Annotated in this window: 13 protein-coding genes and 2 tRNA genes; 14 read left to right on the plus strand and 1 reads right to left on the minus strand. The window is 44.2% G+C overall.

Going from position 1 to position 14,509, the window contains the following annotated elements; translation table 11 throughout:
- Positions 1-49: 49 nt before the first annotated feature.
- From carA to LQZ07_RS07995, 5 genes are all read left to right on the plus strand, one after another.
- Positions 50-1,192: a glutamine-hydrolyzing carbamoyl-phosphate synthase small subunit gene (gene carA / locus LQZ07_RS07975; RefSeq protein ID WP_152779755.1), complete on the plus strand. Its 1,143-nt coding sequence runs from the start codon at positions 50-52 to the stop codon at positions 1,190-1,192.
- A 19-nt stretch (positions 1,193-1,211) separates the two neighbouring features.
- Entirely contained in the window at positions 1,212-4,430 is a 3,219-nt protein-coding gene (carB, locus tag LQZ07_RS07980; protein ID WP_016402387.1) for a carbamoyl-phosphate synthase large subunit, read from the plus strand.
- Positions 4,431-4,577: 147 nt separating this feature from the next.
- Entirely contained in the window at positions 4,578-5,054 is a 477-nt protein-coding gene (gene greA / locus LQZ07_RS07985) for a transcription elongation factor GreA (protein WP_040307331.1), read from the plus strand.
- Positions 5,055-5,112: 58 nt separating this feature from the next.
- Positions 5,113-5,718: an HAD family phosphatase gene (locus LQZ07_RS07990; RefSeq protein WP_152779753.1), complete on the plus strand. Its 606-nt coding sequence runs from the start codon at positions 5,113-5,115 to the stop codon at positions 5,716-5,718.
- A 158-nt stretch (positions 5,719-5,876) separates the two neighbouring features.
- Positions 5,877-6,374: a hypothetical protein gene (locus tag LQZ07_RS07995; protein ID WP_152779751.1), complete on the plus strand. Its 498-nt coding sequence runs from the start codon at positions 5,877-5,879 to the stop codon at positions 6,372-6,374.
- 30 nt (positions 6,375-6,404) lie between these two features.
- Here LQZ07_RS07995 and yhbY read toward each other — a convergent pair whose 3' ends face one another.
- Positions 6,405-6,701, minus strand: a complete 297-nt coding sequence (yhbY, locus tag LQZ07_RS08000) for a ribosome assembly RNA-binding protein YhbY (protein ID WP_016402383.1) — start codon at positions 6,699-6,701, stop codon at positions 6,405-6,407.
- 114 nt (positions 6,702-6,815) lie between these two features.
- Here yhbY and rlmE point away from each other — a divergent pair, with 114 nt between their 5' ends.
- The 9 genes from rlmE to nusA all read left to right on the plus strand — a co-directional run bounded on the left by rlmE (position 6,816) and on the right by nusA (position 14,505).
- The gene (gene rlmE, locus LQZ07_RS08005; protein ID WP_016402382.1) at positions 6,816-7,445 is read left to right on the plus strand and encodes a 23S rRNA (uridine(2552)-2'-O)-methyltransferase RlmE; all 630 of its coding nucleotides are present in this window, start codon (positions 6,816-6,818) and stop codon (positions 7,443-7,445) included.
- Positions 7,446-7,494: 49 nt separating this feature from the next.
- A complete protein-coding gene (gene ftsH, locus LQZ07_RS08010; RefSeq protein WP_152779749.1) occupies positions 7,495-9,438 on the plus strand; it encodes an ATP-dependent zinc metalloprotease FtsH in 1,944 nt (647 codons plus the stop codon).
- 62 nt (positions 9,439-9,500) lie between these two features.
- Complete coding sequence (folP, locus tag LQZ07_RS08015; RefSeq protein WP_152779747.1) at positions 9,501-10,331, plus strand: dihydropteroate synthase; 831 nt, start codon at positions 9,501-9,503, stop codon at positions 10,329-10,331.
- Entirely contained in the window at positions 10,331-11,668 is a 1,338-nt protein-coding gene (gene glmM, locus LQZ07_RS08020) for a phosphoglucosamine mutase (protein WP_152779745.1), read from the plus strand. Before folP ends, glmM begins: the two co-directional genes overlap by 1 nt.
- Positions 11,669-11,827: 159 nt before the next feature.
- On the plus strand, positions 11,828-12,172 hold the full coding sequence (gene secG, locus LQZ07_RS08025; protein ID WP_016402378.1) for a preprotein translocase subunit SecG: 345 nt from the start codon (positions 11,828-11,830) through the stop codon (positions 12,170-12,172).
- A 5-nt stretch (positions 12,173-12,177) separates the two neighbouring features.
- Positions 12,178-12,263 (plus strand) — tRNA-Leu (locus tag LQZ07_RS08030).
- Positions 12,264-12,316: 53 nt separating this feature from the next.
- Positions 12,317-12,393: transfer RNA gene (locus LQZ07_RS08035), tRNA-Met, on the plus strand.
- Positions 12,394-12,537: 144 nt separating this feature from the next.
- A complete protein-coding gene (gene rimP / locus LQZ07_RS08040) occupies positions 12,538-12,996 on the plus strand; it encodes a ribosome maturation factor RimP (protein WP_016402377.1) in 459 nt (152 codons plus the stop codon).
- Between the two features lie 12 nt (positions 12,997-13,008).
- A complete protein-coding gene (nusA, locus tag LQZ07_RS08045) occupies positions 13,009-14,505 on the plus strand; it encodes a transcription termination factor NusA (protein ID WP_016402376.1) in 1,497 nt (498 codons plus the stop codon).
- Positions 14,506-14,509 lie beyond the last annotated feature (4 nt).

Genomic DNA, 14,509 nt, shown 5'->3' on the forward strand with positions numbered 1-14,509 from the left:
CCTTTAGTTCAACTTTGTCGTGTCGACAGTTCTTTGTTAGGAGGTTGCCTTGAGCAAATCAGCGCTGCTGGTATTAGAAGACGGTACCGTGTTCCGTGGAACCGCAATCGGAGCCAATGGTTCTGCCGTTGGAGAAGTTGTTTTTAATACTTCGATGACCGGATACCAAGAAATTTTAACTGACCCCTCATATGCTCGCCAAATTGTCACCCTCACTTACCCACATATCGGAAACTACGGAACTACCCCAGAAGATGAAGAATCGAATGCTATCCACGCTTGTGGTCTAGTTATTCGTGATTTGCCTTTGGTGGCGAGTAACTTTCGAAGCCAACAAAGCTTAAGTGAATATTTGGAAGCAAGAAACGTAGTAGGTATTGCGGACATAGACACCCGTAAGCTAACGCGTATTCTTCGTGAAAAAGGAGCGCAAGCGGGTTGTATTGTAGCGGGTGAAGATTTAGATGAAGCACAAGCTTTAGCTGAAGCAAAAGCCTTCCCTGGCCTAAAAGGGATGGATCTCGCCAAAGAAGTTACCACGGCTGAAACTTACACTTGGGCACAGGGCTCTTGGGATCTTAAAGCTGGGCTTCCTGCCGATAGTGAAGACAGTAAGTTTCACGTAGTTGCTTATGATTTTGGTGTTAAACGCAATATTTTGCGTATGTTAGTGGATCGTGGTTGTAAACTAACCGTTGTTCCGGCTAAAACATCAGCTGAAGAGGTACTTGCCTTAAACCCTGATGGCATCTTCTTGTCTAATGGCCCTGGCGACCCAGAGCCATGTGATTATGCAATCGCAGCTACCAAAACCTTCCTTGAAACAGATATCCCAGTATTTGGTATTTGTTTAGGTCACCAAATTCTCGCTTTAGCCAGTGGTGCTAAAACAGTGAAAATGAAATTTGGCCATCACGGCGGTAACCATCCGGTTAAAGATATCAAACATGACCGCGTAATGATTACTGCGCAAAACCATGGTTTTGCAGTAGATGAAAAAACCTTGCCAGAAAATCTAACAATGACTCACTTCTCATTGTTCGATCAAAGCTTGCAAGGCATTCATCGCACAGATAAGCCAGCGTTTAGCTTCCAAGGTCACCCAGAAGCAAGCCCTGGTCCGCATGATGCAGCGCCATTGTTTGACCACTTCATTGAATTAATTGAGCAGCGCCTTAACGGCCAAGCGTAGGTAGAGAGCAGCAGAACTTATGCCAAAACGTAGTGATATAAAAAGTATTCTAATATTGGGCGCAGGCCCAATTGTTATCGGCCAGGCTTGTGAATTTGACTATTCTGGCGCTCAGGCTTGTAAAGCCTTGCGTGAAGAAGGTTACCGAGTCATCTTGGTTAACTCTAACCCCGCTACTATTATGACTGACCCAGAGATGGCTGATGCAACTTACATCGAGCCAATTCACTGGGAAGTGGTAGAGCGAATTATTGAGAAAGAACGCCCAGACGCAGTATTGCCAACCATGGGTGGCCAAACCGCATTGAACTGTGCGCTAGAGCTTGAAAGCAAAGGCGTGCTAGAGAAATACAATGTTGAAATGATTGGTGCGACTGCTGATGCAATTGATAAAGCAGAAGATCGTAATCGTTTCGACCAAGCGATGAAAAGCATTGGCTTAGCGTGTCCAAATGCGGGTATTGCCCACTCAATGGAAGAAGCCTACGGCGTATTAGAAGAAGTTGGTTTCCCATGTATTATCCGACCTTCTTTCACTATGGGCGGCACCGGTGGCGGTATTGCTTATAACAAAGAAGAGTTTGATGAGATCTGTGCCCGTGGCCTAGATCTTTCGCCAACCAGTGAGCTGTTGATTGATGAAAGCTTAATCGGTTGGAAGGAGTACGAGATGGAAGTGGTACGTGATAAAAACGATAACTGTATTATCGTTTGTGCCATCGAAAACTTCGACCCAATGGGGGTGCACACTGGCGACTCAATTACTGTAGCACCAGCGCAAACTTTGTCAGATAAAGAATACCAATTGATGCGTAATGCATCGCTTGCGGTTCTGCGTGAGATTGGTGTTGAGACAGGTGGTTCTAACGTACAGTTTGGTATTTGTCCAAATACTGGCCGTATGGTTATCATCGAGATGAACCCTCGAGTATCTCGTTCATCTGCGCTAGCGTCTAAAGCAACTGGTTTCCCAATTGCTAAAATTGCAGCTAAATTGGCAGTAGGTTTTACGCTTGATGAATTGCAAAACGACATAACTGGTGGCCAAACACCTGCTTCGTTTGAGCCTTCAATCGACTATGTTGTAACAAAAATCCCTCGCTTTAACTTCGAGAAATTTGCTGGTGCTAACGATCGCCTAACCACTCAAATGAAGTCGGTGGGTGAAGTTATGGCGATTGGTCGTAACCAACAAGAATCGCTACAAAAAGCCTTGCGTGGCCTAGAGGTTGGCGTTGATGGTTTTGACCCAATTGTTGATTTAAATGCATCTGATGCAATGGAAACTATTCGTCACGAATTACAAAATGTCGGTGCAGACCGTATTTGGTATATCGCTGATGCTTTCCGCGCTGGCATGTCTGTTGAAGATGTATTCTCTCTTACTAACATCGATCGTTGGTTCTTGGTTCAAATCGAAGACATTGTATTGCTAGAAAACCAAGTAGCTAAAGAAGGCGTAGCCAGTTTAGATGAAGCTACACTGCGTAAGCTAAAGCGTAAAGGTTTCGCCGATGCTCGTTTAGCTAAATTAACCGGTGTATCGGATAAAGAGATCCGTAAGTTACGCCATCGTTTAGAAGTGCTGCCAGTTTACAAACGAGTGGACACCTGTGCCGCTGAATTTGCTACCGACACGGCTTACATGTATTCAACTTATGATGAAGAGTGTGAAGCTCAGCCATCTGATAAGAAGAAAATCATGGTGTTGGGCGGCGGACCTAACCGTATTGGTCAAGGCATCGAATTTGACTACTGTTGTGTACATGCTGCGCTAGCGATGCGTGAAGACGGTTACGAAACCATTATGGTTAACTGTAACCCAGAAACCGTTTCAACAGACTACGACACCTCAGACCGTTTGTACTTTGAACCGGTAACGCTTGAAGATGTACTAGAGATTGTACGTGTAGAACAACCAACCGGTGTTATTGTTCAATATGGTGGCCAAACGCCACTTAAACTGGCGCGTGAATTAGAAGCGGCTGGCGTGCCAATTATTGGTACGTCTCCAGATGCGATTGACCGCGCAGAAGACCGTGAACGTTTCCAAGTTGCAGTTGATCGCTTGAAGCTTAAGCAACCAGAAAACGATACGGTTTCAACTACTGAAGAAGCCGTTATCTCTGCAGAGCGTATCGGTTATCCATTGGTTGTTCGTCCATCTTATGTACTAGGTGGCCGTGCAATGGAAATTGTTTACGATGAGCAAGACTTACGTCGCTACTTTAAAGAGGCTGTAAGTGTGTCTAACGACTCACCGGTTCTTTTAGATAGCTTCCTAAATGATGCGGTTGAAATTGACATCGATGCTATCTGTGATGGCAAAGATGTGGTTATCGGCGGCATTATGGAGCACATCGAGCAAGCGGGCGTTCACTCTGGTGATTCGGCCTGTTCATTACCTGCTTATACGCTAAGCCCACAAATTCAAGACCGTATGCGTGAGCAAGTTCGTGCGCTAGCATTAGAATTAGGTGTAATTGGTTTAATGAACACCCAGTTTGCGGTTAAAGATGACGAGATTTACCTAATTGAAGTAAATCCACGTGCTGCACGTACTGTGCCGTTTGTATCTAAGGCAACGGGTGTACCTATCGCTAAAGTGGCGGCACGTGTAATGGCCGGTATTTCTTTAGCCGAGCAGGGAATAACTAAAGAGATTATTCCACCGTTCTACTCAGTTAAAGAAGTGGTATTGCCGTTTAACAAATTCCATGGTGTAGACCCAATCTTAGGCCCAGAAATGCGCTCTACTGGTGAAGTGATGGGAGTAGGTGCTACGTTTGCTGAAGCCTACGCTAAAGCTGAATTAGGTATTGGTAACGATGGCCCTAAAGGTGGTCGAGTATTGCTTTCGGTTCGTAACTCAGACAAGAAACGAGTTGCTGAGCTGGCTGCTAAACTGCTTGAACTTGGCTACGAGCTAGATGCTACTCACGGTACTGCAGTTGCTTTAGGTGAAGCTGGCATTAACCCTCGCTTGGTGAACAAGGTTCATGAAGGTCGCCCGCATATTCTTGACCGTTTGAAAAACGGTGAATATAGCTACGTGATTAACACTACCGAAGGCCGTCAATCTATTGAAGATTCACGTCAATTGCGTAGAGCTGCGTTAGCGCAAAAAGTTAATTACACGACTACGCTTAACGGTGCCTTTGCGACTTGCCAGGCTCATAATGCTGATGATCGCGGCACTGTGACTTCTGTTCAAGATTTGCATAAACGTATCAGCTAATTGGCAATTATCGTTATAAGCAAAGCGGCGAAGATCTTCACCGCAGCGTAAAATAGCGTTACACTGCAATTATTAGTACAAGTAAATTTGGCTGTCATCGACAGCCAAATTTTTTTCTGTTTTTCTAGTTTTGTTGAGTTATTAAGTATGAAACCAGTTCCTATGACGGTGCGTGGCGAAACGCAATTACGTGAAGAGTTAGAGCATTTAAAAACAGTGGTTCGTCCAAAAATTATTGACGATATCGCAGTAGCTCGTGAGCATGGCGATCTTAAAGAAAACGCTGAATACCACGCTGCACGAGAGCAGCAAGGTTTTTGTGAAGGGCGTATTCAAGATATTGAAGGCAAGTTAAGTAACGTTCAAGTTATTGATGTGACCAAAATGACCAACAACGGTAAGGTGATTTTCGGTTGTACAGTCACCTTGTTAAACCTTGATACAGATAAAGAGGTTACCTACGGCATTGTTGGTGATGATGAAGCTGATATTAAGCAGAATCGTATTTCGGTTAATTCGCCAATTGCCCGTGGACTTATTGGCAAAAATGTAGAAGACGAAGTCACCGTGGTTACACCAGGTGGCGAAGTTGAGTACGAAATTGTAGCGGTTGAATATATTTAGATTCAGAACTTGTTAAAAAAACGCAGCGTTATGCTGCGTTTTTTATTGGAGAAGCACCTTGTTAGCAATAGATTACGCGAAGTATGACGCCTTCATTTTTGATATGGATGGCACCTTGGTTGACTCAATGCCAGCGCACCTAGCAGCTTGGGAAGACGCTTTAAACAAGCAAGGTTTACCTGTTCACATTCATTTTGTAGCTGAGCGCGGTGGTATGCCAACACTCAAAATTGCAGAGCAATATCAGCAACATTACCAAGTAAATATCGATGGCCCAAAGCTATTAAACGACAAACGCGCGGGGTTTGACGCTTTGTGGCATAAGGTTGAGAGGATACCTGCAAGCTGTAAAGTGCTGGCTGAATTCGCAACCAGTAAAAAGCTGGGCTTAGGCACTGGCGCTGAGCGCGTTAATATGAACCGAATTACCAACAACCTAAAGCTTGCTGACTATTTTCAGGCTATGGTGTGTGCTGAAGACGTGGCGGCGCACAAACCAGAACCGGACACCTTTTTGCAAATAGCGCAACTTTTAAAGGTTGAGCCAAAGCGCTGTTTAGTGTTTGAAGACACTCCTTTTGGTATTCAAGCTGCGCACAATGCGGGAATGGATTGTGTAGTTGTTAAAAATTTCCAACTGGCTGAGTTTTTACCTTTGGCTTAATGTCGGTTTAAACGTCTGCTAAAAAGTTATTTAGTTTAGTTATTCTGTTGGCTTATTTTAGATATGCAGATGATTAATTGTGTGCGAAGTTGATGTTTGTTATAGTATAAAAGTTCACCATGGATTGGTTGTTTATTAACTGATTTAGAGGTGATTTAATGTCAATGCAAGTAAACTCCAACTCGATGTATGCATACCCGCCTTCAGCTACATCAGCGTCAAGCTCAGTTTCTAACACCTCAAATAAGCCAAGTTATGGCGATATTGTCGATAAAATCTCCGATGAATATGATCAATTATCTCCAGAAGAGCAACGTAATGCGCGGTTATATGTTGGTGGAGAAGTTGAGAGCTATCAGCAAAAGCAACAAGCCGAAATAGATGCTAAGCGTAACACTGTTGTTGGCGTTTCAGCGGTTAATCATCAGCAAAATTTATTAGATATTTACTATACCAGCTCTACGGGTAACGAAACCAGAAGTAGTGAAAGCAATCCGGTAAGTTTTAAAGCGTTAGAGAGCATTAACAGTAATTTAGAGCAGCAAAAGCAAGTAAATCAGCAATTAGCGATTGCTGAGTTTTATGCCAAGTATGGCGGTAGTTCAGGTTCAGACCCTCAGCCAGAGCCGTATCGGCCAGTTTCTATTGCAGTTTAGATATAAAAAAAGCGGCTAAAGCCGCTTTTTTTATTTGCGTGGTAATTCAATCTTTTTATCTTCACTCGGGCGATAGATAATCAAAATATGGCCAATCACCTGAACCTTCACCGCTGAAACTTTATCTACAATGGTATCGGCAATAAGCTGTTTCATTTCACGATCGTCGGTAGCAATTTTTACCTTAATCAGTTCATGATGAGCAATGGCGACTTCTATCTCTGCCAAAATTCCTTCGGTCAATCCATTTGAGCCAAGCATTACCACTGGCTTTAGGTTATGAGCCAAGGATTTCAGGTGCTGTTTTTGTTTGTTGGTTAGTTGCATGAAACTTTCTGCTTACTCGGGGTTGAAAAAAGCACATTCTAGCGCCATCTAATCACTAATACTATTTTATAATCATGATACCGTGCGGTTTTGTAACTATAGTGGAAACTATTTGTGACCAATAAAAAACATACTGCCAGCTCTAAACGCTGGTTAACTGAACATTTTGATGACCACTATGTGCAAAAAGCCCAAAAGCTTGGCTTGCGTTCAAGAGCGGTATTTAAAATTGAAGAGATTCAAAATAAAGATAAGTTGCTAAAACCGGGCATGACCGTAGTTGACCTTGGTGCTGCACCCGGTGGTTGGTCTCAATACTGCGTCGAGCAAGTCGGTTTAGACGGCCATGTAATAGCATGTGACATTTTACCTATGGACCCAATCGCTGGCGTGGATTTTCTTTGTGGCGATTTTCGTGAAGAAGAAGTGCTAAACGCTTTGCTCGAACGAGTGGGTGAGAAGAAAGTGGATGTTGTGTTGTCAGACATGGCGCCCAACATGAGTGGCAACAATAATGTTGACCAATCACGTGCAATGTATTTAGTTGAACTAGCATTAGATATGTGTCGTGAAGTGCTTGCGCCAAAAGGCAGCTTCGCAGTAAAGGTATTCCAAGGCGAAGGCTTTGATCAATATCTCCAGCAAGTACGTTCTATGTTTACCAGTGTGAAAACTCGTAAGCCAGATTCCTCAAGGGCTCGCTCTCGAGAAGTCTATATAGTGGCTAGTGGCTTTAAACTATAGTACGCTAGATAATAATTCTTATTTAAAAATAACCGGTGAGGTTTTCGTCTTGAGTGACATGGCAAAAAATCTGATTCTGTGGCTGGTAATAGCTGTGGTTTTGATGTCTGTATTCCAAAGCTTTAGCCCTGATTCAAGCAGTGGTCGGCAAATGGACTATTCCACCTTTGTAAAGGAAGTGAATCAAGAACAGATCCGCGAAGTGCGTATTAGTGGGCAAGATGTTAAAGGCATCAAGCGTACTGGTGAGCAATTTAGCACTATCATTCCCTTGCACGATAAAGACCTACTTAATGATCTTATCAACCACAATGTAAAGGTATTGGGTGAGCAACCAGAAGAGCAGGGGCTATTAACCTCTATCTTCATTTCTTGGTTCCCGATGCTATTGCTAATCGGTGTATGGATATTCTTCATGCGTCAAATGCAAGGCGGTGGTGGTAAAGGCGCTATGTCTTTTGGTAAGAGTAAAGCGCGCTTAATGAGCGAAGACCAAATTAAAACTACTTTTGCTGACGTAGCAGGTTGTGATGAAGCCAAAGAAGAAGTGGGTGAGTTAGTCGATTACTTACGTGATCCAACTAAGTTCCAAAAGCTTGGTGGTAAAATTCCTACTGGCGTATTGATGGTCGGTCCTCCAGGTACCGGTAAAACCTTACTTGCTAAAGCTATCGCTGGTGAAGCAAAAGTACCTTTCTTTACCATTTCTGGTTCAGACTTCGTAGAAATGTTCGTAGGTGTTGGTGCTTCACGTGTTCGTGACATGTTTGAGCAAGCTAAAAAGTCTGCTCCGTGTATCATTTTCATTGATGAAATTGATGCAGTAGGTCGCCAACGTGGTGCCGGTTTAGGTGGTGGGCACGATGAGCGTGAGCAAACACTAAACCAAATGCTAGTTGAAATGGATGGGTTCGAAGGTAATGAAGGCATTATTGTTATTGCTGCGACTAACCGCCCAGACGTATTAGACCCAGCGTTATTGCGCCCTGGTCGTTTCGACCGCCAAGTAACGGTAGGCTTGCCAGATATCCGTGGTCGTGAGCAAATTCTAAAAGTGCACATGCGTAAAGTACCTTTGGGAGATGGTGTAGATGCCGCGGTAATTGCTCGTGGTACTCCTGGCTTCTCTGGTGCAGATTTAGCAAACCTTGTAAACGAAGCTGCATTGTTTGCCGCTCGCGGTAGCAAGCGTACTGTTTCGATGGAAGAATTTGAAAAAGCTAAAGACAAGATCATGATGGGCGCTGAGCGTAAATCGATGGTTATGACCGAAGCTGAAAAAGAGATGACTGCTTATCACGAAGCAGGCCATGCAATTGTAGGTCGTTTAGTACCAGAGCATGATCCTGTATATAAAGTGAGTATTATTCCGCGTGGTCGCGCTTTAGGTGTAACAATGTACTTGCCTGAGCAAGACAGAGTGAGCCATAGCAAACAGCATTTAGAAAGCATGATCTCTAGCTTGTACGGTGGGCGCTTAGCTGAGCGTATTATCTACGGTGATGAGAAAGTATCGACCGGTGCTAGCAATGATATTGAACGAGCAACTGAAATTGCCCGTAAGATGGTTACTCAATGGGGTCTTTCAGAGTCTATGGGGCCGCTGCTTTATGCCGATGAAGAAGGTGAAGTATTCTTAGGACGAAGTGCTGCTAAAACCAAGCATATGTCTGATGATACCGCTAAGGCTATCGACTTAGAGATTCGCTCAGTCATCGATCGCAACTATCAGCGCGCTGAATCGTTGTTGACCGAAAATATGGATATTCTTCATACCATGAAAGATGCGTTAATGAAGTACGAAACCATTGATGCTCGACAGATAGATGATTTAATGGAGCGTAAAACTCCTCGTCCGCCGGCTGATTGGGATGACTCAGACAAGCCAACACCACCTGAATCTAATGACAAAGGTGATGAAGCTAAAGCTGACGACGCAAAAACTGATGCACCTGAGCCACCTAAAACCATAGGTGAAGATCCTGCTCAGTAAGGCTTAAATTAAGTTGTTAGCCCTGTAAGTCGCTTACAGGGCTTTTTTGTAAGTAAAGAAAAATGACTATTGCATTCAATATTGGTCCTCATCAATTCAAACGCCCGGTGATTATGGGCATTCTCAATGTTACGCCTGATTCCTTTTCCGATGGCGGCTCTTATATTTCTCATGAGCAGGCACTAGCACGTGTAGAGCAAATGCTTAAAGAAGGTGCTGATATAATTGATGTGGGCGGAGAGTCTACGCGACCAGGCGCTGCGGATGTTTCGTTAACTGAGGAATTGCAACGAACGGTTGGTGTGATTAAGGCTATTAAGCAGCGTTTTGATTGCTTGGTTTCGATAGATACCAATAAAGCTCAAGTGATGCAGCAAGCCGTTGAAGCGGGCTCTGATATCATTAACGATGTTTGCGCCTTAACTAATCCAGGGGCGCTAGAGGCTGCGGCTGATTTAGGTGTGCCAGTGTGCATTATGCATATGCAAGGTAAACCTAGAAGTATGCAAGCTAACCCTCAATACGATAATGTCGTGAGCGAAGTAATTACTTACTTAAAGCAACGAGTTGAGAGCTGTGTAGCGGCAGGCATTGATGAATCGAATATAATAGTTGACCCAGGTTTCGGTTTTGGTAAAACTCTTGACCACAATTTTCAGCTACTTGCTCAATTAAATGAGTTTAAGCAGCTCGGCTTGCCGATTCTGGCAGGCGTCTCCCGCAAGAGCATGTTTGGTAAGCTGCTGGGTAAATCTACGGATAGCTTAATGGCAGCAAGTGTAGCTGGTGCTGTATTGGCCGCTCAGCAGGGAGCACACATATTTCGTGTACATGACGTTCAAGAAACGGCTGATGCACTAAACGTTTATTCAAAAGTACAGATGAGTAAGTAATGACAAGACGATATTTTGGCACGGATGGTGTTCGTGGTAAGGTGGGTGAGTACCCAATTACCCCTGAATTCGCTTTAAAACTAGGATGGGCAGCCGGTAAGGTCTTGTCGAGCAAGGGAACACGTAAAGTACTAATTGGTAAAGATACCCGTATCTCTGGCTATATGCTGGAATCTGCTCTAGAAGCAGGGCTTTCCGCCGCGGGTGTTCAAGCAAGCTTTGTAGGCCCTATGCCTACTCCAGCAGTTGCCTACCTAACTCGTACTTTTAGGGCTGAAGCAGGGATAGTGATTAGTGCTTCTCATAATCCTTACTACGACAATGGCATTAAGTTTTTCTCTGCTAATGGCACTAAGTTACCCGATGAAGTGGAGTTAGCGATTGAAGCTGAATTGGATAATGCAATGACCTGTGTAGATTCGGCTGCGTTAGGTAAAGCTCGCCGTATTGAAGATGCTGCGGGCCGTTATATTGAGTTTTGTAAAAGTACATTTCCGAATAAATACAACTTATCAGGCCTTAAGATTGTAGTGGATTGTGCACACGGTGCCACTTACCACATTGCACCAAAAGTATTTAGCGAGTTAGGTGCAGAAGTTGTTGCTATTGGAAACCAGCCTGACGGTCTTAATATCAATGAGAAATGTGGTGCTACCGATACCGGCCTATTAGCTGAAAAAGTTTTAGAGCACAAAGCAGATCTTGGTATCGCGCTCGATGGTGATGGTGATCGTGTCATGATGATCGATCAACACGGTGTACAAGTTGATGGTGACGAGATCCTCTATATTTTGGCCAAAGACGCTAAGTTAAGTAATCACTTAAGTGGTGGTGTTGTTGGCACACTAATGAGCAATTTGGCTCTAGAGCAAGCCTTTGCCGAAATGGACATTCCATTTAGTCGAGCTAAAGTTGGTGACCGCTACGTTATGGAGCAATTATCTGAGCGGGGCTGGACTTATGGTGGCGAAAACTCTGGTCATATTATTTGCTTGGGTCATACCACAACAGGCGATGGTATCGTTGCAGCACTGCAGGTTCTAGCTGCTATGTTGGCACAAAAACAGAGTTTGCGAGGTTTACTAAGCGATTTAACGCTTTATCCTCAATTACTGGTCAATGTGCGTTTTAAAGGTGATAGCGATCCATTAAGCAGTGACTTAGTGAAAAAAGCTCAAGCTAAAGCCGAGAATCAACTAGGTGACTCTGGCCGAGTATTGCTACGTAAATCAGGTACTGAGCCATTACTGCGCGTAATGGTTGAAGGGGCAGATTCTGCTCTAGTAGAACAATGCGCTAACGATATCGCTGATGCTGTAAGAGCTGCTTGCAACTAAAGCGAACAATAATTAAACGGTTGAACACAGAGTAGAAGTTTTTTGAGCTTGGCGCTTGTATTAGTAGCAGAGGTTCGCTAATATTCGCCCGCTTTGGTGACTTGTGTTTCACTAAATGACGGTCGGAATGAAGACCGACCCACACTTAGGTGAAAGAGAATGTACGAAATTTTATTAGTAGTTTATTTAGTTGTTGCACTGGCTTTGATTGGTCTAGTGTTAATTCAGCAAGGCAAGGGTGCTGATATGGGCGCATCTTTTGGCTCTGGCGCATCTAACACAGTATTTGGTTCTTCTGGTTCAAGTAACTTCTTAACTAGAGCAACCGCTATTTGTGCAACGTTGTTTATTGTAATCAGCTTGGTGTTAGGCAACCTTTCAGCCAAACAAACCCAACAAGTTGATGAATGGAGCGATTTGTCTCAGCCTGCTGCTGAACAAGTGCTTCAAGATGCTGATGTTCCAGCATCACCAGCAAACCCTGGTAGCGACGTACCAAACTAATTTTAGCCGAGGTGGTGGAATTGGTAGACACGCTATCTTGAGGGGGTAGTGTCCTATGGACGTGCGGGTTCAAGTCCCGCTCTCGGCACCAATAGTTATTTTTGCATCCTGTCAGAGTGATTGATATAATCCTCGGCAATCGGACGCGGGATGGAGCAGTCTGGTAGCTCGTCGGGCTCATAACCCGAAGGTCGTCGGTTCAAATCCGGCTCCCGCAACCAACTATCAAATACTTAGGTAGTGATAGTGTTAAAGGCTCAGAAATTTTAAAGCCCCGCTTCATCGGGGCTTTTTGTTATTTTCTCGCCGCACCTTAGGTGCTAGAACTGGGCTTTACGCCCTTTTTTTGTTTCTGGAGGGGAACCTTGGCAACTGTAGAACAACGATTAACTGACATGCTTACTCCAGCGGTTGAAGCGCTGGGTTTTGAGCTCTTAGGTATCGAATATGTTAGTGCTGGCAAGCACTCTATCGTGCGTTTGTTTATTGACCACGAAAACGGCATTAATGTCGACAATTGCGCCGACGTAAGTCGACAAGCTAGCGCTATTTTGGATGTTGAAGATCCAATTAGCACTGAATACAACCTTGAGGTGTCATCTCCTGGTTTAGAACGCCCTCTTTTTAAAGCGGAACACTATCAACGTTTTATTGGTGAGATTGCTTTTCTACAGGTACGTATGCCTGTAAATAATCGCCGTAAATGGCAGGGTGAAATTATTGCTGTTGAAGACGACACAGTCGTTTTAGCAGTAGACAAAGAACAACATCGGATCGCGCTAGGTAATGTACAAAAAGCGCATCTGGTTCCCCAGTTTGACTAAAGAGGGTCAGGAATGAACAAAGAAGTCTTGTTGGTTGTTGATGCGGTATCGAACGAAAAAGCTCTACCGCGTGAAAAAATCTTTGAAGCTATGGAAATTGCTTTAGCAACGGCAACCAAGAAAAAGTATGAAGGCGATATTGAAGTTCGCGTTGATATCGATCGCAAAGACGGTAGTTTTGATACCTTCCGTCGCTGGATGGTTGTTGAAAATCAAGAAGCGATTGAAAATCCATACCGTGAAATTACTTTAGAAGCAGCCCAATACGAAGAGCCAGAAATTGAACTTGGTGATTATGTTGAAGAGCAAATTGAATCAGTGGTGTTTGACCGCATTACTACGCAAACTGCTAAGCAAGTTATCGTACAGAAAGTACGTGAAGCAGAGCGCGCTCAAGTTGTTGAACAATATTTTGACCAAGTGAATGAATTGGTAACAGGTGTTGTTAAAAAGGTAAGCCGTGAAAATATCATCGTTGACCTAGGTAACAATGCTGAAGCAGTTATTCATCGCGAAGAATCACTTCCTCGTGAAGCTTTCCGCCCGGGTGACCGTGTTCGTGGTTTGCTGTACGAAGTGAAACCAGAAGCTCGTGGCGCTCAATTGTTTATGAGCCGTACTCGCCCAGAAATGCTGATCGAGTTGTTCCGTATCGAAGTGCCAGAAATTGCTGAAGAGATGATTGATCTTAAAGCTGCTGCTCGCGATCCAGGTTCACGTGCGAAAATTGCTGTGAAAAGTAATGACCGCCGCATCGATCCGGTTGGTGCTTGTGTTGGTATGCGCGGTGCGCGTGTTCAGGCCGTTTCAGGTGAACTTGATAACGAGCGTGTAGATATTGTGTTGTGGGACGATAACCCAGCTCAATTCGCTATTAACGCCATGGCTCCAGCTGAAGTTGCTTCAATCATCGTAGACGAAGATAGCCACTCAATGGATATCGCTGTTGAAGCTGATAACCTTGCCCAAGCTATTGGTCGTAACGGTCAAAACGTACGTCTAGCGTCTCAACTTACTGGTTGGGAACTAAATGTAATGACTGTTGAAGACGCAAACAATAAACACCAAGCTGAAGCTCAAAAGGCTATCGATACGTTTGTTCAATACCTAGATATTGATGAAGAGTTCTCTACCGTTCTTGCTGAAGAAGGTTTCACTTCTTTAGAAGAGATTGCTTACGTACCAGTAAGCGAACTACTCAGCATTGACGGCCTAGATGAAGATATCGTTAACGAGTTGCGTGAACGTGCTAAAGCGGCACTAGTAACCGAAGCTCTAGCTAAAGAAGAGTCTTTAGATAACGCCGAGCCAAGTGAAGAGCTACTTGCTCTTGAAGGTATGGAACGTCACCTAGCGTTTGTACTGGCAAGTAAAGGCGTGATTAGCTTAGAAGATCTTGCAGAGCAAGGTGTAGACGAGCTGGAAGATATTGAAGAGTTGTCGGAAGAGAAAGCCGGCGAACTGATTATGGCCGCCAGACAGATTTGCTGGTTTGGCGACGAAGAATAAGGTC

This window comes from Agarivorans sp. B2Z047, assembly GCF_023373605.1.
GTDB classification, from domain to species: Bacteria; Pseudomonadota; Gammaproteobacteria; order Enterobacterales; family Celerinatantimonadaceae; genus Agarivorans; species Agarivorans albus.

Bases quoted from the DNA above. Each gene is read 5' to 3' on its own strand.
- glmM (WP_152779745.1), top strand. From the start codon at position 10,331: ATGACAAGACGATATTTTGGCACGGATGGTGTTCGTGGTAAGGTGGGT.
- yhbY (WP_016402383.1), bottom strand. From the start codon at position 6,701: ATGCAACTAACCAACAAACAAAAACAGCACCTGAAATCCTTGGCTCAT.
- greA (WP_040307331.1), top strand. From the start codon at position 4,578: ATGAAACCAGTTCCTATGACGGTGCGTGGCGAAACGCAATTACGTGAA.
- LQZ07_RS07995 (WP_152779751.1), top strand. From the start codon at position 5,877: ATGTCAATGCAAGTAAACTCCAACTCGATGTATGCATACCCGCCTTCA.
- nusA (WP_016402376.1), top strand. From the start codon at position 13,009: ATGAACAAAGAAGTCTTGTTGGTTGTTGATGCGGTATCGAACGAAAAA.
- folP (WP_152779747.1), top strand. From the start codon at position 9,501: ATGACTATTGCATTCAATATTGGTCCTCATCAATTCAAACGCCCGGTG.
- carB (WP_016402387.1), top strand. From the start codon at position 1,212: ATGCCAAAACGTAGTGATATAAAAAGTATTCTAATATTGGGCGCAGGC.
- secG (WP_016402378.1), top strand. From the start codon at position 11,828: ATGTACGAAATTTTATTAGTAGTTTATTTAGTTGTTGCACTGGCTTTG.